We start from the raw sequence: 25453 nt of genomic DNA, 5'->3' as shown, positions 1-25453 counted from the left end.
CATTGAACACTGTCCAGGCTCATTGAACCAATTCATCCTCTGTGGTGCCGACCTTTGTATGCCATATCTTTAAAAATCAATTTGTTATACTATTCAAGTTGGTCGAATCGCGAAAGATGGGTTAGAATTCCCGATCCAGGGACGGTGTGTTCCAGGTCGTTTGTCGGATTTGCGCTGAACAAGAAACAGTCAAAGGCCCAATAAGGACCATGTTTGCAGCCGCAACCATTCCAGGAAGCGGTGGGTCCAGATCCAGATCAGGAGTTCGCGGCCAATATCGATCTTGCCGACTCCTTCCATTCCCGGGCGCAACCGTTCGTCGCCGTCCGCGAGTGTCGCCTCGACGCGAAACTGGTTGCGTCCGTCGCTGACGGTGGCGACGGGGGTGACCAGGGATACGTGAAATGGAAACGTTCTACCCGGCAGGGCGGCCAGCATTAATTCTCCTTTCTGGCCGACGGCTACCTGCCCAATGTCGAATTCCTCGACCAGCAGGGCCACGCGATAGGCATTCAGGGGGGCGATTTCAAACAGTGTCTGTCCCTTGGTCAGGGAACCGCCCAAATGTTGTGACAGGTCACCGCTGACGATAACCCCGTCAAAGGGGGCAATGATCCTGGCACGGGCAAGCATGGCTTCGGACAATTCACGTTGGGCCGCCGCCTGCCGTGCCTGGGCCAGGGCAATCTGAATCTGCGCCAGATTGTGTTGTGCCTGGGCGTCATCGGTCTGTTTCTGGTATTGCGCCTGCTGGCTTGTCCAACGTGAAATCTCCAGACGAATATCTCGATCGTCCAATCGCGCCAGTTCCTCTCCCTTGCGGACCACCTGTCCTGCCCGTACCCGCGCCGATGCGACATAGCCATCGAACGGGGCGACGACGACGCGACGTATTCCTCCTTCAAGGCTGGCAGTCGCCGACAGTCGGTAGTCTCCCTCGGTAACGGAAAAAAACAAGGTCACGGCCAGACTCAGGGCAGCAAGCAACTTTCGCCGCCTGCCCGATGGACCGGTCGATTGCTGACCCTCTTCCTCTGTCCCTTCCAACAAGCGTTCGTATAAGCTTCGTTCGACACGGCGCCGGTTCAACAGAACCCGTCCCAGAATCGGTGTCAACGTCTCTGCTTGCCGCAGTCGGACCTCGGCAACAGCCTGTGCCCACTCGAACAGAAAAACCCCCATCCGTCGGGTGTCGTTGTCTCCCGCGGCAAAGGGGACCGACAATACCGATTCGGATCCAAAATCACGCACCAGACGTTGATGTTCGCGTATATTGATCCAGTCGGAATGTCCCGGATTGTTCGGTTCCCCTGGGTCGTTCGGGTGGGAGGCATTTCCGGGCAGGGTATATAGGCCGACATGAATCGGAGTGGCCTGTTCCATGGCCTCGTTCATCGAGGCGACGATCGCATGGATCAAATCGATGCGGCGGGCCACATCCACCGAGTGGGACAAGGCGGCAAACCGGATTTCCGACCCCTTGAGAAATCCAACCGATACCCGATCGCACTCCAGGCGGGCCGCCGCCTCGGTCGCCACCGCATGCACCGCCGCCTCGGCGTTGGCCGCTTCCAGGGCAACCATGGTCAGATCCAGCGCCAGGAGAAGGCGTTCCCTTAATTCCGCTTCCGCCTGGCCATCTTCTTCGCGCCAGGCGCGTTCCAGCCAGCCCTGACCCCAGCGCAGCCAGGAAACGGCATGGCGTGGCACGGTTCCGGCAAAGGCCAGTGCCACCACCCCGCGAACCGCGCCGTCGTATTCGACGAGCCATGCCATCAAGCCCCGTCCACGATAGGCCGTCAGGGGAATCCGCTTTTCCAACGCCTGTTCCGACAGTTGTGCCAGATCGGGACTGACCACCCCTTCGGCAGGCCACACCGCCGCCGGGTGAAATCCTCTGGAAACTGGATCCTCAAGTACCAGGACCGCTTCCTGAAGGCCACCACCCATCCCCGCCACCAGACATTCGAGCCAGGTGGCGTGGGCACGAGCGTCATCATCCCGGCCCAGGGTCAACCAGGGGTCGGCCCGTTGCGTCGAAAGTGCCTGTTCCGTCACTGAAAATGTGCCGAAAAATCAGATTTTCAACACGCCATAGCGGGATTCATACTCGCGCAGACCCATCTCCAACAGCGTCTGGAGTCTCTTGGCCGCATAAGGATTGAGCACGATCCGGTTGGAGAGCATCACCTTGACCTCCTTCTGATCCGCCTGCCAGGCCTGGTTGGCGCCAAACAAAACCATGATTTCCTCCCGTGTTCCCAACACATTGCAAACATTGGCATAACTTGTCTGCATCTGGCTATCGTCCCAGACAATTTGGGTGGCGGGGGTTGAAGTGGTGGGGGCAGTGATCTTGGCTTCTTCCACGGATGCGGTCATGGGGTCCTTCTTTCGAGTGTTGGAGGTTTCAAATGATGGGTCTGTGAATTCAGTCTGCACGATCAGAGATATTCTCGAACCGTAATCTTGATCGGTATCCAACTTATTTGCGTACTCTGAACAAATCAGCCAGTCACAATCCAGAACGACATGGCAACTGGTAATACCTTGGAAATTCCAATGCCGACGTCGTGCAGATTGGCTGCGACTTCGTTGCGTTGAACAATGACCTCATATCGGCTGGATCGACCTATTTGACGAACATAAAGTTTATCGGCAACCTTCATTTCCGCGAGCCACCTGGAAATATTGCCTGTCCTTTGCTCCATCCTTCAAGATCGAGGAAAAAGTACCAAAATTGAACAGATCGTTCGCCTCGTCTCCTCCCAGATTCAGATGAATGGTGCGGCCCGGCGATTGAACCGTCTGTTTCAGGAGCAACAAGCCCTGGATAAGTGACGATTTCCCAGAGGAATTGGTGCCAAGCAATACGGTGACCGGCTTCAAGAAGATGTTTCCGGTATCTTCCCAAGCCTTGCAATTTTTCAGCCTTAAGGAATGCAACATGAACTGATCCCTGGGAGGATTGCACTCCAATTCCGTAGCATCGATTTGATAGCCATGGCCCCTCTTTGTTTATAATATATCATCCCATGCGCATTGATCGTCCTCCGAGCGAAACGATACGGCGGGTATTGGTGGAAGGAGGGGGGGCCGCCTTGTCCCAGGTGATTCGCGAACCCTGACCCGAGGCCACGATCGCACCGACGACAGCCCCCGTCGCCGCGTTGAAGGCGATGGGTTCGCCTGAATTCTCAGTGGCGTCAGGATTTTCCGTTGTTCCCGTGTTGTCAGCGGTCGGGGTCCCTTCGGGTTGTCCCGGTCCTCGTGCCTGCGGTTGTCCCTCCGCGGGAGGCGCCTCCTCGGCAGGGGGTTGGCCTTCGGCAGGCGCTTCACCCGTGGTTGGAGGCTGTCCTTCCGCGGGAGGCGCGGTCAATGGTTCGGTCGTCCCCTGAGGTTCGCCTCCTGGGGCGGTATTGGTGTCACCAAAGGGACCCTCGGTGCCTGTCTGCGTGGTGGTCGGACCCGTGGCGCCTACGGTTGGGGTGACCGTTGTCGGCATTTGGAACCCGGTTCCTCCGGTATTTTGAAATTCCGCGGTTCCCTGTTCACCTTGTTGCAGCTGGGGTGCGATACCAACGCTTGTTGTCGAAAAACCCTCGGTCAACGTGACCGTGGGACTTGATGTTGGGACCACATTGGGAAACTGGATCGTCGGCGATTGGAAGAAAACCTGGTTTCCCACCGTCAACGTGACGGGTGGGGGTGGTTCCACCGAGGCCGGGGCGGAGGTGCCGACTCCGATGCCGCCACCGGTTGGACCTGAATCGTTCCGGCCTGCCTGACCGCCTGATGTGCCGGAAGTGGTGTTTCCTCCATTGCCGGGACCGGTTGTCGTTGTCGGTGCGGTCGCGTTGGTCCCGCCTGTCGGAGCGGTTGAGGTATTGATGACCAATCCTGTCGTGCCACCACCGGGGTTGGCGCCAGTGGCGCCCTGGGTCCCTCCCGTGAAGATGGTGGTGGTGGTCGCCGTGGTGGTCGCCGTGGTGGTCGCCGCGGTTGCCTGTGACGCCGATGCGGCCAACACCGCCTGGGCAGTGGCGGTTTGCGCCGCTTGTGCCGCGGCAGCGGCGGTAACCTGGGGCGATTCGACCACCACCACGGGTTCATCAAGACCGTTGATGGTGACCGTGATGCCAAGTGAGGAACCTCCGTCGGCGCTGCTGGCGACAAACCGGTCGGTCACCTGTTGTCCCGTGGTCAGCGCTTGTACTGTCGCCGCGGCATTGTTCAACGAGTAGCTCCAGGCTCCGTCCCTTTCCAAAGACAAGGTTCCGTAAAGCCCGGCGGTCTGGGTCTGCACCAGGAAGGCCGCCTGGCCATGGTCGGTATCGATGATGGTCAATCGTCCGGTCGTGGTCGTCGTTGCGTCCTCGGTTACCGTACCGCTATTGGCCCCTCCGAGAATGGCCAGATCGTTGCTGCCCGCGATCGTGATCGAGACTTCCAGAGAATCACCAGCGGCGTTCGTCACCTCGAACAGGTCCCGTGCCGTTTCTCCCGCCGTCATGGCCTCGACCGCTGCATTGGCCGGGTCAAGATCATAGGTCCAATGGCCATCGGCATCGACGCTGAAGGTACCGTAGGTTCCCAGGGTCGCGGTTTGGGGGAGGAACACCGCCTCGCCGGCATCAAGGTCGTCCACGGTCAGATCTCCCTTGGCGCGAATCACCTGATTCTCGGTGACCGTTCCCTGAACATTCCCTCCCAGAGTGGCGGCATCGTTCGATCCCAGGACCGTGATGGTGACCGCATGGACCGTTCCGTCAGCGCTCCGCACCGTGAAAATTTCGGAAACCGCTTGATTTTCCGTCAATCCCTGAACCGTCATCGCATCGTTGGCCAGGGAATAATTCCACTGTCCCAGGGCGTCGATGGTAAACGTACCATAGGTACCCTCGGTGTCGGTCTGGACCTCAAACCGCGATTCTCCCTGATCGGGATCCACGAGGGTCAGGGTTCCCGAGGTCTCAAGCGTCCGATCCTCGGTGACTGTTCCCCCTGCATCGCCTCCGATCATCGCCGGATCGCCGCTCCCGGCAACCGCAATCGTGACGACACTACCGGTGCCGTCGATGCTCGTCACCGTAAACAGATCGACGACCAGGGTCCTGGCGTTGAGCTCTTGCACCCGTGGGGCATCAAGGGCCAGACGGTATTCCCAGGTTCCATCAGGGTTCAGATCGAACAGACCAAAATGTCCAACCGTTCCAGCCTGGGCAATGAATCCTCCTTGTCCCACATCGGGATCGACCAGGGTCAATCGACCACCGGTGACCGGAGACGCATCCTCGGTGACCAGACCCACGTTTTCACCACCAAGAATGGCCATATCGTCAGCCCCTTGGAGCGTCACCGTGACCTCGGTCGTGGTTCCATCGATACTGGCTACCTGAAAAACTTCAGCGACCATTTCCCCTGCCGTCAATCCCTGAATGGCGTCTCCGGAAAGGGCATAGTTCCATTCTCCCGTCCGATCGATGCTGAATTGGCCAAACCGGCCCATGGTTGCCGTTTGCGTTGTGAAAAACCCCTGGGCTGCGTCGCGGTCGGCAATCGTCAACCGCCCGTTTGCCGATGTGGCGCCATCCTCCAGAATCGTGGCGCCACGATCACCTGCTATGGTCGCGCCATCGTTGGCCCCCTGGATGTCGATCGTGACCGTGGTGGTGGTGCCATCGAGGCTGGCAACGGTGAAGGTATCCTGGACGGTCTGCCCCTCCGCGAGTCCCTGGACTGCGGAACCTTCCCTGGCCATGAGATATTGCCATGCTCCCGTGGAATCGACGCTGAAGGCGCCGTAGGTCCCCGCCCGGTCGCTCTGGGCAACGAAAGAGCCGCTCCCCGAATCGGCATCGACGACGGTCAAGGTTCCCGTGGCCAGGGTCGGTCCATCTTCGCTCATCGTCGCTCTGCCCGTTCCGCCAAAGGTAGCCGTGTCCGCCGCGCCGGTGAGGGCGATCGTGACCGTTCGGGTCGTCCCATCAAGGCTGGATACGGTAAAGCTGTCGTTGACCCGTTCGCCCCCGGCCAAGGCCTGTACCCGGGCGCTTTCGTTGGCAAGACTGTAGGTCCAGGCACCACTGGAGGTCAGACTGAATAAACCATAAGTTCCGGCGGCGGCACTCTGGGCGACGAATCCACTTTGTCCTGAATCGACATCGAGAATCGACAGGGATCCATGTGCCGTCACTACGCCATCTTCCATGACCTCGCCTGCAAATGCCCCTCCCAGGGTCGGGGCATCGTCCGCTCCCGCCAGATGGACCGTGAAAATCGTCGTTCCCGTTGCGATCCCGTCGCTGGCGCTCAGGGTGAACGATTCGGAGGTCGTGCCGGTCAGGGCGTTGATCGCCGTCGCGTTGGGGACATAGGTGAGTTCTCCGGTATGGGTATCCAGATTCAGGTTGCCGTAAAGCCCCGCCAGGGTTGCCAATCCATCGACCACCGTCCCGCCACTGATGCCGAAGACCAGGTCGTCTCCAGAATCGGCGTCGGTGGCGCTCAGGGTGCGTGTCAGAGAGGCAAAACCGTCTTCCGCGCTGCTGTCGGTCAGGGTTCCATCCGTCACGGCGGCAAATTGCGGCGTGTCATTGGCGCCGGTGACGGTGATGGAGACCGTCGTCTGGCTGCCGTCGGCGGTCGTGACCAGAAACATTTCGCCGGGGTTTTCTCCAGAATCCAGCGATTGAACCGCCGTCGAAGCATTGTCGAGGGTATAGGTCCAACTGCCATTGCTCAGCATCCTTAAAGTGCCGAAAGTCCCCGCCGTTTCGGAAGCGACGAACGTGGCGAGACCACCATCGAGCGCCGGATAGGAAATATTTCCCGAAGCACTCATCGTACCGTCTTCGGCGACGGTTCCTTCTCCCGTGATGGTACCGGTGGCGGTTGTGTCCTCGCTTCCGGAACTTCCTCCCGAACCGCTGGAGCCGCCCGAACCACTGGAGCCGCCGGAGCCTCCAGAGGACGCAAGCGGATAGACCAATGTGGTGTCAGTGATTCCCATTTCATTGTATTGCCCGAGAAGGACCACACTGACGATGCGGTTGATCGGATCGATGGTACCACTTCCGGGGACCACGAAATGGCTTGTACCCCGGCTTCCCGATAGGGTGTCCACACCGGGACCTCCGAGGACCATGTTGGTTCCGGTGCTTCCCAGGGTCAGGGTATCGACTACCAATGAGGCATCGACGGTGTCGCTCCCGGTGCTTTGCACCAGGATCGGTTTTCCAAGGTTGGCGCTGCCGGTCGCGGTTTCAAAGTTGATCTGGGCGTTGTCACCGGCGACGACCCGGACCACGTTGTCGGCGCCACTGACCGTCAGGGTATCGTTCCCCATGCCCCCCATCAGGTAGGTTTCGCCGGCGCCGATGCCCACGGTATCCCGGCCTCCGGTACTGACCGAGGTGGTACCGATCTGTTGCAGGCGTCCGCTGCCGCCCGGATCGAAGGCGATGGCGCCGGCATCGCCGAAGATGATGTTTCGATCCCCTTCCTGGGTGCTGGTATCGATGCGGTCGTCGCCGGCGCCGCCGGCGACCAGTTTGTCGCCCGATCCGATGCGGATGGAATCGTTGCCTCCGGTCGTCGGTTGCAGGACATCGAAGAAAATATGCTGTCCGAACAGGTTGGAGGCGTCGGGACTGGTGCGGCGATAGTCAAGATTGTCTCCGCCCACCACATCGATGCTGCGGGTCACCCCGAAAATATTGATGGTATCGGCCCCCATGCCGCCGGCGATGATGTTGAGATCGGTCAAAGGGGTGTTCGCGGGGGCCGTGCCGGTCATGATCACGGTCAGGATGTCGGCGCCGCCGGTGGAGGTATCGGAGTCGGCGGTGGCAAAGGCGGTCAGACGACCGCTGGTATCGAAATTGAGGCTGGCATTGTCTCCCGCAACGGCCCGTTCCATCGCGGAAATGCCATTGCCGGTCTGGGATTGCATGTTCAGGGTATCGGCGCCGAAGCCGCCGACGAAGATTTGCAGGCCATCGCTGCTTCCCACCGCGCCCAATTCGACGATGTCGTTGCCCCCCTGGGCAATGCCGGAACTGGCGGCGGAACGGATCACACCCGCGTCATAGGTGATGCGTCCCGAGTCGCCGAACACCACTCCGATCCCCTTGCCGGCGCGCAACGTATCGGCGCCGGCGCCACCGACCAGGACATGGTCGCCGCCGACGGTTTCGATCAAATCGCCTGCTCCCTGTTCCGGCAACAGGCTGATGACCGAAAGACGGGCACCGCCGACACCGGAGGCGCGGAGAATCTGGCCATTGTCGCCCAGCAAGGTCGTCTTGACCGTTTCACCCGAGATCCGGACCGTGTCCGATCCCATGCCCGCCGCCAGGACCACCTCGCCCAGGTCACCGCTGATCCCTCCGACCGGGCCGATTCTCAGGTTGTCCACACCGCCCGTCACCCCGGTGAGGTCCAGGGTCAGAAGACTCAACTGGCTTGCCGCCTGATCGGCGACGACGGCGGTTGCGGCAAAGGTGATCTGGGCGTTGTCGCCCGCGACGCTGCGAAAGGCCAGTTCCGAGGAATCCACCGCCAGGGTATCGTTGCCATAACCGCCGATGAAGGTGACATCACCATCGCCGATGGTGACCGTGTCGGCGCCACCGAACTGGATGGTCAAACTTTCGACCTTTTGAAGGGTGCCGCCGCCACCAAGATCGTAGGAAAGAAGTCCGGAATCGCCCAAAGCGATCACCCGTTCATCCTTGCCGCTTTCCCGAACCGTGCGCGCATTGACGACATCGCTGGAAAAACCACCGAGGATGATCTTGTCGCCGCGTCCAGTGCGGATATCGTCGGTTCCGCCAAGATTGGTCACCAGGCTGCCGATGGAAACATGGGCGTATCCCAGGGGTTTGCGGTGCAGTTCGCCGTTGTCGCCCAGGATTACATCCTGACTGCGGTAATCCTGCCGCACCAGGATGGTATCGGCGGCCATGCCACCCATGACCACCTGGTATCCCAGATCGGTCCCGGCGGCGACATCCGCCTTGCCCAGGGTGATCGTGTCATCGCCACCCGTCGCTGAAATGGCATCGATGGTTTCAAAGTCGGTCAGTCCCGCCTTGACATCGAAGCGGGCGCGGGCGTTGTCGCCGGCGATGAAGCGACCGGTCCGTCCCGGTTTTTCACTGTTGGGGGCCCCGACCGTAGTCGGGATGCCGGTGACATGGTGCAATCCGGTCGCCGCGGCGATCCCTTGGGCGATGATGTCCACGACATCGGCGCCGATGCCTCCCATCACCACGGTAAAACCTTCCCCGAGCGTGATGGTATCGGCCCCGCCCAGGGTGATGTCGGTGGCATACATGTCGCGCAACAGGCCATTCCTGGCTACCAGGTCATAATCGAATTCACCATTGTCGCCGATGACCAGATGCGTTCCGTCGATGGCCAGGACCTGGTCGTTGGCGATTCCTCCCAGGACCACCTTGCCGCCGTTGCCGCCGGCAATGATGTCATTGCCGCCCTTGTCGTTGACCTTGGTGAACACCTTCAACATGACATTGGTCAAGGCTTCACGGTGGGCTTCGCCGTTGTCGCCGATCACTACGTCTTCGCTCGACGCGGCCCCGCCAACCAGTTTTCCGGTGACCGGGTTCTTGTAGGCGCCGGCGATGTAGATTTCATCATTTCCCATGCCGCCGAAAATAAAATTGGTCCCCAGGGTGTGGGCCGAGGTCGCGGTCGGGCCGACCTTGATGACATCGTTTCCTCCCGTTTCGACCACGGTATCGAGGGTCACCATGTCGATCATGCCGCCGGCGGTGTCAAAATCGATCTGACCGTTGTCACCGATGATCAGGCGCATGGAATTGCTGGTCGTGGTGACGGTGATTGTATCCAGGCCGTAGCCGCCGATGATGGTTTTGTCGCCATTGGCGGTTTGCACGAGATCGTTGCCCCCTTTGTCCAGTTGGAGGCTGACGACCTGCTTGCGCAGGTTGAGGGCGACGGCGGGGGTGGAAGGCCAGTTGGTGATCGATCCGTTGTCGCTGATGATGACATCGACCGAGGTGGCGGCATTGGCGGTGATGGCGCCACTGACCGGATCAAGGCTGGCCGCGACCAGAATCTTGTCCGCCGCCATGCCGCCGATGATAAAGTTGGTCCCCAGGTTTTCGGTCGTGGTGGTGGGGGCGATGACGAGGACATCGGTGTCGCCGGTGGTCACCACGGTATCGAGCGAGGTCATGAAGAGCATGCCCCCGGCGGTATTGTAGTCGATCCGGGCATTATCGCCGGCGACGTGTCGGATCGATTGGCTGGTGGTGGTGACGATCGCGACATCCTGCCCATAACCGCCGATAATGGTCTTGTCGCCATTGGCGGTTTGAATGAGGTCGTTGCCACCCTTGTCCAGTTCAAGGCTTAGAACCTGTTTGCGGACGTTGAGGAGGACTGCGGGCGTCGAGGGCCAGTTTTCGATGGAGCCGTTGTCGCTGATGATGACATCGACCGAGGTGGCGGCGTTGGCGGTGATGGCGGAGGTGACGGGGTCAAGGGAGGCCGCGACCAGAACGACGTCCGCCGCCATGCCGGCGATGATATAGTTGGCGCCCAGGTTTTGGGTGGTGGCGGTCGGGGCGACGACGATGATGTCGGTGTCGCCGGTGGTCACCACGGTATCGAGCGAGGTCATGAAGAGCATGCCGCCGACGCTGTTGAAGTCGATTCGGGCATTGTCGCCGGCAATGTGACGGATGGAGGTGCTGGTGGTGGTCACCGTCACCCGATCCTGGGCAAACCCGCCGACGATGGTTTTGTCGCCGTTGGCGGTCTGGATCAGGTCGTTGCCACCCTTGTCCAACTGGGTGCTGATCACCTGCTGCCGTTCGTTGATCACCACGGCGGGGGAAGACGGCCAGTTGGTGATCGTGCCGTTGTCGCCAAGAATGACATCGATCGAGGTGGCGCCGTTCGGGGTGATGGCGCCGCTCACCGGGTCCAGACTGGCGGCGACGACCACCTTGTCGGCGCCCATGCCGGCGATGATGTAATGATGGCCCAGGTTTTCATTGGTCGTGGCCGGGGCGATGACGATGACATCGTTGTCGCCGGTGGTGGTGACGGTATCGAGCGAGGTCATGCTCAACATGCCGCCGACACTATTGAAATCAATCTGGCCATTGTCACCGACGATATAACGAATCGAAGCGCTGGTGGTGGTGACGGTGATCGTATCCAGGCCGTAGCCGCCGATGATGGTCTTGTCGCCGTTGGATGCCTGAACAAGGTCATTGCCCCCCTTGTCGTGCTGGGTGCTTATGACCTGCTGGCGGTAATGGAGAAGGACCTCGGGGGTGGCGGCCCAGTTGGTGATCGTGCCGTTGTCGCCGAGGAGGACATCGACGGCGGTGGCGGCGTTGGCGGTGATGGCGCCGCTGACCGGATCGAGGCTGGCGGCAATGAGCACCTTGTCGGCGCCCATGCCGGCGATGACAAAATTATGTCCCAGGTCCTGAGTGGATGCCGTGGGGGCGATGACGATGACATCGTTGTCGCCGGTGGTGGTGACGGTATCGAGCGAGGTCATGCTCAACATGCCGCCGACACTGTTAAACTCAATCTGCCCGTTATCACCGACGACCTGGCGAATGGAGGTGCTGGTCGTTGTGACGGTCACGGTATCCTGGCCAAAACCGCCGATGATGGTTTTGTCGCCGTTAGCGGCATGAATAACGTCATTGCCTCCCAGGCTCAACTGGGTACTGATGACTTGTTGGCGGTTATGGAGAAGAACCTCGGGGGAGGCGGCCCAGTTGGTGATCGTGCCGTTGTCGCCGAGGAGGACATCGACGGCGTTGGCGGCGTTGGCGGTGATGGCGCCGCTGACCGGATCAAGGCTGGCGGCAATGAGCACCTTGTCGTCCCCCATACCGGCAATAATAAAATTGTGTCCCAGGTCCTGGGTGGATGCCGTGGGGGCGATGACGATGATGTCGTTGCCACCCGTGGTACTTACCGTATCCAGGGAGGTCATCGTCTGCATGCCGCCGACACTGTTAAACTCAAGTTGTCCGTTGTCACCGACAACATGGCGAATCGAGTTGCTGGTGGTGGTGACCGTGACCGAATCCTGACCATAGCCGCCGACGATGGTCTTGCCGCCATTGGCGGTCTGGATCAGATCGGCGCCTCCCTGGTTGGTTTGGGTGCTTTTGACCTGTTTGAGTTGGTTGAAGGTCGTCGCGGCGACGGAATCCCAACGGGTGATTTCGCCGTGGTCGCCGAGGATGACATCGGTGCTGTTGGCTGCCCCCACGGTGATCACCCCGGTGGTGGCGTCCAGTGTTGCCGAAACCAGCACCTTGTCCGCTCCGGCGCCGGCGATGATGTAATTGCTGCCCAGATAACGCGCCGCAAGATCGTTCTGGTTGCCAACCGTGATCACATCCGCGTCACCGGTCGATTCGAGAAGATCGAGGCTCTTGAAAGAGACCGCCCCGCCGTTGGCATCGGTATCGATTCGGGCGTGATCGCCGGAGATGAAGCGATGGTTGGCGCCTGTGGAGGTGGCGGCGGTAAAGGTGATGGCATCCTTTCCGGCCCCTCCCAGGACGATGGCCGAGGCGCTTCCCAGGCTCAAGGTATCGTCATTTCCTTGTCCTCCCGTCTCGTCCACCGGGGCTTCGACGAAATCAAGAAGGTGACTCCGGCCCGAGACCTCCGCGAAGGTCCGTTTGGTCTGTCCGGAAACCGTCACCTCGGTGGTGCGGTATTGCACGGTGCCGTTGTCGGCCAGGATGATATTGAAACTGTTGGCCGTATCGACGCTGTAGATGGTGTCCCGACCGCTGCCCGCCAATACCAGATTGCTGCCGGTTCCCAGATAGATGGTGTCGCCGCCGCCCCCCTTGTTGCCGAAGGTCGTGGCGGACAGGGCGGAACGGAAGTTGAAATCGATCGCGACCTGGCCCAGGTCGGCCATGATGGTGTCGTTGCCTTCGCCGGAGCCGCCGATGTTGATGACATCCCCGCCGAGCGCTCCCAGGATGACATCGTTGCCGCTGCCCCCCTTGAGGGTTTGTTTGCCGGCGGTCGAAAGGCTCTTGTTTTCCAGGGTTTGTCCCTTCCAGATCCAGTTGCGCGAGGCGGCGCCGAATTCCGCGGCCCCGGCGGTCTGGAGGGTCAGATAATCGGTGACATTGTTTAAATCGGCATCGGCGGGACGGGTCTGGCTGCCGATCAGGTTTTTGTAGGTGACAAACGTATCCGCCACCAGGAGGTCATGGGCCGATTTTCCCTCGATGATGTCGGTACCGTTGTTGCCGACGATCATGTTGTTGCGGCCATCGCCCGACAGGCGATCGTTCGATGATCCGCCGAAAATATTGTGAAAGCCGCGGACGGTGATCGTCGTCGCTCCGGCGCTGCCGAAGGCGCTCTGCCCTTCCAGATCCAGGGTGATGGCGTTGGTGTATTCGGAAAAATCGATGGTGTTGCGGGCATTGGCGACCTCATTGCCCGAGGCGTCATGGTAGGCGCCCGGGGTGGTGTCGCCATACAGCGAACCGGTCAGGGAGGCACCGTCCTGGAGGCGGAACACATCGCTTCCCTGGCCACCGATGATGTTTTCGAATCCCTCGAACTTGAAGCCGCGACCGCCATTGTCGCCCGCGTCCTTCATGTCCTGATGGGTGGTGGCGTCGAAGGAGGTTTGCGTCTTGCCGCTGCCGCTTCCCTTGACCCATCCTTCATTGGTGCCGGTGAGGGTCACCAGCAGATTGGCGGCATCCCCCGAAAAATCGATCAGGTCATCTCCCGAACCGCCCTGAATGACATCGATCGAGGTCGTCGCGTCCCAGGTGACCTGGTTGCCCCCTTCCATGGCCTGGAAGTAGGCATCGTCGATGGTGACGGCGCTCCCTTGGGCAGTGAAGTCAAACATGTTGTCGCCGTTGGCATCGTCGATGGTGGCGCTGTTCCATCCTTCCAGGAAGCGGTAGGTATCGTCCCCCGTCCCACCCTGCATGTCGGTCGTTCCCCCACGGGCGATCAGCCGGTCGTTGCCGCCGCCGCCGATCAGGATGGCTGTCCCTGAATCCGAACCGATCAGGACATCATCTCCCGAGCCGCCTTTCAAGGTGTCGTTGCCGTCGCCGGCGATGAACAGCACCGGCAGGTCGAGGGCCGAGGCGTCAAATGTGTCGTCGCCAGCGCCGCCGAAGGCCTTGACCCGGGTCACTCCGGCGAAGGTCTTGGTATAGGTCTGGCCATTGGTCAGAATGGCGCTGATCTCGACCAGACCGCCACTTCCGGTCAGGGTGAAGGATTCGTTGCCGTCGTCGGTGCTGCGGCGTTTGCGATCGATGGCCCCCTTGTTCACGGAATCTTCCCCATCGATGCTGCCAATGGTGGAACCGGCGTGCAGGGTCAGGATCGATCCATCCATCGATCCCAGGACCGGTTTTTTCGCCCCCGGATCGTGTTCCCACTCGAACAGCGTCACATCCATGAAGGTCCATTCCCACACCCGGACCCAGTCGAAAATGACATTGATGTCCACATAGGCGGCGATGTAGGCTGAGCCGCGCAGGTGCATTTCGACCACGTCCAGAGGATCCTCGGAGACGGCGGCGATCAGTTCGGAGGCACGGTATTTGTTGTCCTTGTTTTCGTCATAGATGTCGAGCGTCCCTTCCAGTTTGATTCCCCCCTCGACGCCACCGCGGGCGACGAACACATTGAGTTCGGCGAAGGCGTAGAGTTTGGCGTTCAACGTGATTTCGGGTTGGTCCACTCCGTTGACAATGTTGTCGCTGACGTAGAATCCATCGAGAATATCGACCAGGTTATGACTGTCGAAAAACTTGCTGATGCCGTAGGTATCAAAACCCAGGGTCAGGGCGACATCGATGCTGATGCTGCCACCCAGGCCGACATACAACGGCGGATAGACCGGATAGGAGACGCGGAAACCGACTTCCAGATTCAGGTTGTTCGGGGTAAACGTGACCAGATCGGCATGTTCTCCCGTCAACATGGCGATCACCGACCCGACCGGATCCTCAAGAATCGGAAATTTAAGGGCGCTGCCCGGTTTTTTCAACTTGTTCTTGAAGTCGTCGAACGCCTGTTTCGGCGAAACGGTCTGTTGTCCCGGCATGTCGATGTCGGGAAGGTCGATGTTGATGTCCGGGAGTGACGGCAGTCCGGGCAGGCCAAAGTCGAAGTCGAAATCGATGTCGGGCAGAAGGTCGAACAGGCTGATGCTCGGCAACCAGACATCGGGCATTTGGACCGTGATGGTCCAGTTGGGATCGACCAGGGCCGAGAGGAGGCCATTGTCGGAAATGATGCTCGACCAACCCAGGTTTGTCGTTTGGCTCTGATCCCAGGCAAATTCCTTTCCGAGGCCGATCCAGCGCACCGTCGGCCATTGAACCTGGATTTGCGGCAGAAAGGGATCGATGCTTCCCAGGTTGACGTTGAACGAGGCCCCGGTCATGTCGATGGTCTTTACATTGCTCGGATCGACAAACATCGACAAAGCCTCGGGCCAGTCGATGACGAATTCGCCGCCCGAGGCCCAAACCCAGGTGTGGCTGCCGATGGACCAGGTCATTCGTGGCAACAGGACCTTCAGGACGGGCAACACCTGGGTATCGATGTTGAAACCGTTGGGGACCTCGATGGTGACATCGAAGCGCGGCGCAAAATCGCCCGAGAGGATGTCTGACAGGTGCAAGTCCTGCCAGCCCGCCTTGATGTTCAGTCGGAACGAGCCGCTGAGGCCATCGATGGTAAAATCATAGGGGGTGACATCCATGTAGGGGGCCGGAACCGCGACATCGGCGTTCAGGTCGAAATCGAAGGCGAGCGGCGGCATTTCGGCGCGGAAGATGCTGAGCAGTGTCGTGTCGTCATGCCAGCCCACCCCCATGTTCAGGCTGAATTCGAAGCCATCCTCTTCGACCGCGATGTCGGCCAGTTGGGCATAGGGAAGATCGACCGGGACATCGATGTTGGGCAGGCCGGGGATCGAGGGCAGCGCCGAAAGATTAAGTTTGCGATCCTTGGTGCCGCTGACGACGAAGGCCTGCGAGACCGGAATCAACATGCCGTCGGTGTCGGTCGGCAGGTCGTCGATCACATCGAGCATGTTGACGATGGCGATGAGAAAATCGACCTGGGAAATGCCACCGAACAACGAGGACATGTCGCTCGCCAGGTCCACCGCCGAATAATCGCGTCCCATGAGGTCGGAAAGGCCCGGAATCGGGGTGGTGATGGCGTCGATCACCGGCATGATGGGGTCGGTCACATCCTGGATGAAGCCGACGATCGGATTCATGAACTTGGTGAAGAAGGTACCGACATCGAGATAGATGTCCGACATCCATATATTGGGGGCGCCGACGTGGAACAGGGTGTCGTATCCGGTGGAAAAGAATTTTTCGATCTTCTGGACGTACTGGTTCTTGTTGCCGTTTTCATAGGTCAGGTGGAAATCGCCCATGATCTTGGGCAGATAACCTTCCCCTCCCAGGGAAATGCCGAGTTCCATATGCATGTTGACCTGGGCCTTGGCATCCCATTCGACCGCGACCAGATCGGAGAGCTTGGCGGTGCGCAGATCGCTGAAGGTCAGACGACCGTTGGTCAGGGACGAAAGGGCCGAAATCCCGAACAATCCCTTGTCCTTGAGATCCACCGCCAGATTGAGCTGCAACCGGGTCCGCGAACCGTCCGCCCCGGTATCGCCATCGAACAGCGAATCGCTGCGGCCATAGGTTGGTGACATCGATCCCGACAACCGGCCCATGGAGTCGGTGCCGTTGCCCCAGATGCCGGTGTCGTTGTCCTTGATCCAGCCATCCCAATTGTCCGTCAGGGTGCCATTCAGCACGAACAGTTCCGCGTTCAACCGCGCCGGGCCGCTACCGCCGCCGGGGGCGAGAAAAACGTTGAGTTGGGCGCTCAGTTCCTTGACCGCCGGGGTGAAGGTCGGTTTGCCGACGAGCCACAGGTTGTCGATGTGAACATCATGATGATTGCTGGCGATGCCGGTGGCGACTCCCTTGTCCACGGGGTCGTAGGTGGTGATTTCACCGATGCCGGCGGTGCCGGGCATGTTGGTGATCAGGTAGAAGCCGTCCTTGATGTCGATGCCGAAGCCGAAGAACAGATCCCAGTCCAATTCAAGCGCGATGCCGCCATCGAGTTCCAGACTCAAGGGGAGTCCGGGGATGCCAATATCAAAACTGAGATCGATGGCGGGGGTATAGGTCTGTCCCAGGTGCATGCGGAATTGGATGGCGGTACTCTGCGCCAGGGCCACTTCCGTTCCGACGTGGAGCGCTTTTTCCTTGACTGCCGCTTTCAGCTCCGCAAGGCTCGCCTTGACGACGATGGCGTTGGGATTGGTGAGCCGTGCCACCTTGGTTGCCGCGGCGTCCGCCGCCAGGGCCCCCGAGGAGGGGACGAACTCGGTCAGGACATCGGTCAACACCGAGGCGGTGACCCCGGCGCCGAAGACATCTTTCAACAGGCTTTGATAGGTGTATCCCTGGGCGACCTTGTCGGCGATGAAGGTGACAATGTTGACCAGGGAATCGAAAAAGCTCTTGTCATGCCCGGTGCTTTCGATCAATCCGAGAAGATCGCCGGCGGTGGCTTCCATGCTGTCGATGGCCCCCGATATGTCATCGAGAATGGCGCGCAGGCTTGGATCGATGATGATGTCGCCTGCGTCGCCGATGTAGCAGGGGGTGCCGTCGGCATGGAGGATCGGGTCGCCATGGCTGTCAAGGTTGGGCACATTCTTGCCCGAGGTGACCCAGGCAGTCCGTTGTCCCGGCAGGACCGCCGGGATCATCGAGGGTTGCGTGACGCCCAGATAATCCGCCAGGGCGGGGTCGATCTTGGGGGTCCCGGTTCCGGCAAGGTACTCGACCACGATGTCGTCGGGGGTGACCTGGAGGTCGCCGTTGTAGTCCTGGAGAAAATTGAGGAACGGATTGGCGTTGACCTCGGAGGACTGGATGATGTAGTCGCTGTTGCTGTCGGTGGTGAGCAGGTCGAACATGAACATGCGCAGGGCGTTGTCGAGTCCGCCATAGGTGTCGATCGCCGAGGACAGGGCATCGTTGAGCGCTTTGACGACATTGCGCCTCAGATCGGTGACAAACTGCGTCGCATCGCGCAACTGGTCGCCGATGATGGGGAGGGACAGGACATCGCTGAAGGCATCGAGTCCTTTCTGAATGGTCTCCAGCACCTTGTCCACGGTGTTGACGACAATGGTGGGATCGCGCAACAGGAAAAGAAGCGGTCCATGGACCGGTTCATCGGGCTCGCAGTTGGGACCGAGGGCGCGTTCGAGGACGACCGTCAACTCCAACTGCCAGTATTCGATGTCGGGAAGGATCAGACTGATGTCGAAACCGGAACTGGGCGGGTTGGCCTGGGGGGTGGTGCTGAACAGACCGCTCGAACCGGTGGTGATGCCGCCGGGGGTGGTCGTGGCGCCGGAACCATCGGAAGACGAGAAAAAAGGATTGAGCGTTGGATCGACCAGGGCCGCTTCATTGTCGTTGTCCACCGGGGCCCCTTCCGGGGTCGTGACCGCGGTGCCGTTGCCGGAACTGGGCCGCTCCGGCAGGGCTGCCTGAACGATCTGGCTTGAAATGACGGTGTGACTGTTGCTCCCCTCGGCGCTTTCCTGGAGGGTAAATCCGGTCTTGCCGCCCATTTTGGCAAAGGTATCGCCCAGGTTGAGGAACTTCACCTCCATGATTCCCAGGGGGAGGGGATTGATGAAGCCGTCGATCTGTTCGATCGCCAGTTGTCCCAGATCGTCGGAGACGCTCAGGGTCAGGGGAAGCACTGCTTCCGCCGACCCGTCGAAGATGATGTCGAAGTTGGACGATTTCAGGGTCTTGGCGTCGGCGGTGGCGAGTCCGGCAAACGCATCGAGATAGAGACGACCGTCACTGGCCCCGTCCGCCGCGTCCGAATCAAGCATCAGTCCACTGGTCCCCGCCAGCGAGAGGCTTGCGCTGCCGCCCGTCACTCCCAGGCTGTAGATCCCCTGATTGGAGGTAAAGGCCATTCCCGCGGCATTGAGCGAAAAGGCGTCAAGCCGGGCAAAGGTTCCGGTATCTCCCGAAAACCCGGCGGACCCTCCCGCGACATGATCATACAGGAACAGCTTGCCCTTGTTGGGACTGGTGTTCCCCAGATCGACTCCCAGCGCCAGGTTGAAGGTGATGTCGGCGTTGAGTTGGGCTTTGGCGGTTCCCTCGGTGTCCTTGAGTTCCCTGATGGCGCCGATCAATCCCGCCAGTTGTGCCTTGGCGGCATCCGAAAGGAGATCCAACAATGCCTGATCGTTGAAAATCAGATCCAGGGGAACCGAGTCGTTGACGAGCACCCGATAGGGGATGATGATGCGCAACGCCTCCTGACCGGCGGTCGTGTCGTTTTCCAGGGTGATGGCCCCTTCGGAGATGCCAAATCCCGCGGCAAGGGCCGATTTCAGATCCTGGAGTCCGATCCCTTCCCGGGTTTCAAGTTCCGTTTTGACACTCTTGAATCGGCTCGAAAAATCGAAGACCTCCGAAACGCTCTGGCCCAGCACCGGCAGCGCCCGGCCCAACTCGCCGAAGGATCCCAGCGCCCCCAGGTCGCCCAGGAGGCTTCCCAGGTGACCCAGGCCGGTCCGAACCTCCGACCAGGAGACATCCTTGAAGGGGGTCAGATTGCCCAGTCCGTCCGAAGGGACCACCACCACCGCCGTCATGGGGTTGGACCCTGCGAGGGCATCGACGATGTTGCTGACGTCGATGGTGATCTTCGTGATCGGATTCAAGCCGGTCGCGCTCACTCCGGTTGGAGTCCGGATGCCGATGCCCGCAAGTTCCAGTTTGGCGGTCGGAAGGGTGCCCACAGTACCCGCCTGATTGCGAAATACCAGATCGGTGACATAATCACCTTCCAGAAGCCTTCCCTTGATGGCCAAGTTGTTTAGGGTAATCTCTTTGGCAGCGACCACTCCCGCCTTGAGGGTCAGGACCGAGCCGGTTCGGGTGACCAGATCGGTCGCCGCCATCAAGGTTTCAAGGTTGGCCTTGACCGTCGTGTCGGAAGAATTGTTCTTGGCGGAATTCAGGGCCGATTTGAGCGCCTCGGAAACATCGCTTACCAGATCGTCGAGGGAGGTGTTGGTACTGGCGCGGCTGGTACGGACAATGACATCGACCGGTTGCGCCAGTCCGGCCACCGTGACGGACAGGCGCAGGTCGGTCAGAAGAACCCCCGTGGTGGCGTTGTAGATCTGGGCTGGATTGGCCGCCAGGGTCAGGGTGGTCGTCGGCGCGGCGAAGGTCAGGACATTCTTGGGGGCGCCGGCGGTGCCGGTGTTGGTGATGGTGACGAAGGTGTGACCTGCGTAGGGATCGCTGCCCAGAGTCGCCACCAATGCCGTGTGAATGGCGGCATTGACATCCGCCGCCAGATCATTGACCGAGGTGTTGCCCAGGGTCGCCGAACGGAGAACCACCACCTCCAGTTCCTGACTGCCGACGGTCACCGTGAGTCCGACATCGCGCAGCAGTTCGCCGTTGCTCTGGTAGGGAACTCCGGTTGCCGCAACCGTGGTACTTGTCTGCAAGGCGCCGCCCAAACCGAGAAGCGATTCCTGCGCGGTGGCGGAGTCGAACAGGGCATTGAGGCTGATGCGGTCGCCGGCGACTCCCGCCAGACCGTTGCGCAATTCAAAATTCATGCTTCCCTGATAATCGGCCCCCAGGGTATCGAAGGTGATGTCCAGCATGCCGAGTGTTGCCTGGCCCGGGGTCGGGAGGGTCGCGGGGGTCGCCCCGCTTTGCCCGTGAACCACGGCGCTGTAGCTGCCTCCAAGGACCGGGTCTTTCAGAAAGACATAGGCGCCGTTGGTCGTGGCGAACTGTCCCGGAGTGAAGCCAAGTTCGGTGGTGGCGGGATTGGTGCCGTCGATCAGGATTTGCAGCGAGGCGATCTTGGAGGAAAGGGTGACAATCTCGATCTGGCCGTTGCGCAGGATCGCTGTGATTACCTGGCCCAGGTTGGAAAAGCCCTTGCCGCCGGTGCCGAGATGACTGTGCGCGGCAATGTTGGTGGCGGCGAAGGCGGTGTTCAAGTCATCCACCAGATCGCTGGTCTGGGTGTTGCTGGCATCGGCGGCCATCGTGACCGTGACCGGGGTGGTCTGGTCAAATTTAAGATTGAAGGTGGCGGCGGCGCTCAGACGCCCGTTGCTTGCCAGCGTCACCGCCTTGGCCGATGGATAGGCAGTCATGTTCTTGAATCCCAGGAGACTGACCATGGAACTCAAGGGACTGGGTGTGAGTTGGACCGAGGATACGGTGGCTTTGATGACGAATTGAAGTTGATTGCTGTCGTTCTTCGTCATTGTGACCGCCTGGCCCAGGGTTGAAAACCCGAGTCGGGATAGCAGTCCCCCGGAAACGACCGACGTGCCGTTCAGGACCGTCTGAAAGTCGGCGATCAGGTCGTCGCGGGTGGTATTGGCCGTGGTGTTGCTCGCGGCGACCGTGAGATCGTAACTTTCTCCGTCAAGATTCAGGGTGAAGGTGGCATCGGCGGAAAAGGGAAAAGAAGCGCTCAGTTGAACGATTCCGGTGTTCGCCGCATTGGCGGTGATCGTGCCTGTGTAGGCCCCGCCCGCCCGCAAGCCAAAGGTATTGAGGTTGGCGAAATCAAAACCGATGGTGCTTTGAAAGGTGGTCTGGGTGGACAGGTCCAGGGTCGTTTCGGCGGACAGGGCCGACAGGTCGCCGATGCTGCTGGAAAAGGTCAGAGGGACCCCCAGGGTTTCCGCCGATGGGGCGAATTTGACGTTGAACATCAAACTTTTGGTGGCGCTGTCGTAGGTCGGAGCGACCGAGAAGGAGCCGGAAGCGAGCGTTGTATTGATCGCATGCTGAAACCGGTCCATCATTTCGTTGAAGGTATCGAAGGTGGTCACCTTGTTGACGGTCGAATCCTGTCCCTCGGCCAGAAAGCCCAGGCGGGTGTGGGGATTGTAGGCGCTGCCGGCGACGGAGGTGAGCGCATAGGTGTTCAGACGCAGGTGCGGGCAGTCTTTGGCAGCCCAGATCCCGGTGAACTCGATGTCGAAGGTGTTGGCCTTGCCAGCGACGGCGGTGACGTTGACATCGCTGTCGGAAAAGCCTGGGACACCCTGTTGGAACATGCCGACGAGGGCCGCTTCGATGGTCGCGGCGCTGCTGCCCAGAGTGATGGCGTTGCTCTGGAAAAAGAGGGTTCCCAGACTGACCCCGAAGGAATACTGCCCACCGGTGGCATTGCCGATGGAGAAGCGTTGGATTTCATTCTTCGCCGGTGTGGCGCCGACGGCAGGGACGGCCTGTTGGTGCGTTGAAATGACCGCCTGGGCCGGGACCGAACTGGTCCAGGTCCCGGCGGTCGTGGTATCGACCGTCATCACGGGATAGGCGCCATAGTTGACCCCATCCTTCTTGCCAAAACCGATGTCGAAGACCTTTGTTGCGTTGTCGGCGGCATAATCGACGCCGACATCGGTCACCGATAATCCGGTGACCCCCGGCAGGACCGCGGAAAGGGCGCTGGCGATGGCGGAAGTGGTGGCGGTACCGGGGATGGCAGCGGTGGTAAAATCGGAATTGTCCGCCCTTTTCCCCTTGAGATAAAACGAAGAGCCGCCACCATGGACGATGGTCAGGCGTTGTGTCGCCTCGGAAGCATCGTCTCCGGGGGTGAGCTGTTTGACCTTGACGGTCGAGGAGGGGGCGACCCTGAGAATGGTGAAGTCACCGACATTGGCCTCGGCCAGATTGAGCTTGCCCCACATGCGGCCATCATCGCCCAGGGTGAACTCGGTGGCGTAGACATCGATCAGCGATCCCGCGGTGACACTTCCCGGAACCACCACGAGACTTGATTGGTCGGTTTCCCCCAGGGACCGGACGAACTCGATGTGCAGATGCCTGGGCCTGCCGGTCACCACGACATTTCCTGCGCCGAGAACCGATTCCAGGGCGTTTTGCACCTCGATGGGAGAGGCGGATACTGAAATGTCTCCGGTCAGCGTGCCTCCCGATCCCAATTTCAGTTGGTAGGTCCCGGAGGAGGCGTGAATCTTGAGGGTCTGTTCCTCGCTGCTCCGGTCGGAACCAACGATGGTGGCGCCACCTTTGAGCGATTCCTCGATTTCAAAGGGATCTCCGGACCAGGCGAGCAGTCCGTTGACGGCGGTGGCGATCTTCTGACCGATCAGTTCCGCCAGTTGGTTGATATGGATGAAGGAGGAGGTTTCGCCATTGTCGATGGTGATGGTGATCGTCGAGACCCGTTCGTCGCCGGGTCGTTTGATGTAGAGGTCGAAGGCGGCGTTTCCGGAAGGGAGGGGAAACTGGCCTGGGAGAACTGGCGAGATGGCCTTGCTTGCCGTCAACCCCGAGACCAGCGTCGTGGCCAGTTGATTGTCGATCACATCGTTGATGGCCTTGCTGAAATCAAGGGCCTGGCCGACCTTGAGTTCGGTGAAGGGCATCAGGGCATCGAACCGTCCCGAGTCGCGCAGCAGTTCGAGATAGGTGCCCAGGTCCTGAAGCATGTTGACCAGTTGCGTCGAGGTCAGACTGGCGAAGGGTTGCACCTGGGTAAAGTTGCTGGCCGTCACCGTGATGGGGGTGGATTGGATGGAACTCCAGGGAACGGCGGTGGTGCCGTCGCCGAAGAGAATATCCACATGAGGTGTCCCCCCGGCAAGCGTCGAAAGGGCGGTGGAGCCAACGGTTCCGGTCAGATCGAAATGAAAATTGGATTTGACGTTGTGGACCGTTCCTGTTTTGATCTCGATCAGATTGTCGGCGCTTTCGAAGGTTTCATCGCTCGGATCCTTGATTTCCAATGCCGTTTTCGGGCCAATGGGTTGAAACTCGACTTTTCCCGTGTCAAAGACCATCGTTCCCGAGGCGGTGACATCAAGAATTCCCAGGATTGCCCCGGTATCGAGGGAGGCCGATTTGGCCTTGACCTGGGCGTCGAGGGTGGTGACCTCAAGGGTTCCGCCGGCAAAGTCAAGGCTCGCGGCATAATGAATGTTGGCGACCAGGGGGATTCCTTGACCCGTTTGAAAATCAAACCCCAATGATTTCAAATCATCGCCGAAACCGAAGCGCTGATAAAATTCCCGGGACAGGGTCAGGTTGATGTCCAGGACATCGTCCGTCGCCGTAAAGCTGATGGCGGGGGCGCCGGCGGCGTTGTTCACCAGGGATTCAAGATGGCTGTAGTCTCCGATGCCATTGAGATAATCCCCCAGCCGGTCCATCAATCCGCCCATGGTGTGGCTGCCAGCCGTAGCCAGGTAGTCATCGAGGACGGAGGTGTTCGAAGTTGTTTTGAAACTGATGATGTCTCCGAGGGACCGACCATCGTTGGTCTTGATCAGCGAGGCAAACGACAGATCGACCAGAGGGAGCGTCGGGGAAAGTTCGCTCGATGCGTTCAGTTGCAACGCCAGTTTTTCCGCGGCATCGAAGGCCCCGGTGGAAGAAATGGTCGTTGCGGTCGTCCCTGACGTGACGGGAGTGACGACGGCCATCAGGTCGTTGTAGTCATTGGCTTGGAGGGGGGTGGTTTCGATGGTTCCGGTCGCCTTTTCCAGCATCCAGTCGCCACCTTTTTCCGCGCTGCCGCTGGCGTCGGTCGAGGCGGCGACATCGACCCCGGTCAATTGGCTCAATTGTTCGACGAAGGTCTCTCCCTGGACCCCGGAGGCGATGTCGCAGCCATAGAGAAGCAGGTCGGCCCCGGGGGCCATGGCCACGTTCCACGCCGCCAGTTGATCGCGGTACTGTTCAAGGTTGGTCGGATTCAGGGTCGTGATTCCAAGGCGCAGCGCTGCCATGTCGCCATGGCTCAATACATGTACTGCCTGAAGGTTCTGGTAGCCATCGAGCCACATCGTCATCTGCTCGATGCCGTCCCGGTTCGCGTCCAGAACGACGACCTCCACCCGTCCCGGTTCGGATTGACCAGGCCGTGAACGCAGGGCCGAGGCGAGCAGTGTTTCATGATTCCTGACGGCGGGATCGACAAAGATGATTTCATTGGCCCCTTCGGTCTGGGCCTTTTCCCCCTGGGTGCCCACCGAATCGTTTTGATGTTCGGCGGCGACTGCGCTGGTATTCCACCGATCCGCCGTGCTTTGGTTCAAGGGGGCTTCAAGAGTCTCATCCGGTTCGGGGACCGGCGGCGGGAGGACCAGCCCTTCTCCGGAGAGGAGAAACCTGGGTTCCATCGCCTCGACATGCAGCAGGCGCGGGCGGATGGCCGTGACCCGGCGGTGTCGCGACGACCCTTGGATCAGTGACTTCAAGGCGCGTCCGATACCATTTTTTTTCCCAAGGATACGGTCTTTGGCCAT

General features: G+C 60.1%; 4 protein-coding genes. All 4 read right to left on the bottom strand.

Features of this window, described 5'->3' with window-relative positions; translation table 11 throughout:
• Positions 1 to 189: 189 nt before the first annotated feature.
• Complete coding sequence (locus HQL76_07895) at positions 190 to 2058, bottom strand: efflux RND transporter periplasmic adaptor subunit (GenBank protein ID MBF0109080.1); 1869 nt, start codon at positions 2056 to 2058, stop codon at positions 190 to 192.
• 18 nt (positions 2059 to 2076) lie between these two features.
• On the bottom strand, positions 2077 to 2382 hold the full coding sequence (locus tag HQL76_07890; protein MBF0109079.1) for a DUF3467 domain-containing protein: 306 nt from the start codon (positions 2380 to 2382) through the stop codon (positions 2077 to 2079).
• 125 nt (positions 2383 to 2507) lie between these two features.
• Positions 2508 to 2669 carry a hypothetical protein gene (locus HQL76_07885; GenBank protein MBF0109078.1) on the bottom strand — a complete coding sequence of 54 codons (162 nt, stop codon included), beginning with the start codon at positions 2667 to 2669 and terminating at the stop codon, positions 2508 to 2510.
• 359 nt (positions 2670 to 3028) lie between these two features.
• Positions 3029 to 25453, bottom strand: coding sequence for a DUF4347 domain-containing protein (locus tag HQL76_07880; GenBank protein ID MBF0109077.1), 22425 nt, complete (start codon positions 25451 to 25453; stop codon positions 3029 to 3031).

Source organism: Magnetococcales bacterium (assembly GCA_015228815.1).
Taxonomy (GTDB): Bacteria; Pseudomonadota; Magnetococcia; order Magnetococcales; family UBA8363; genus UBA8363.
The sequence above is the reverse complement of the archived record's forward strand: the minus strand, read 5'-3'. Positions and strand labels throughout refer to the sequence as shown.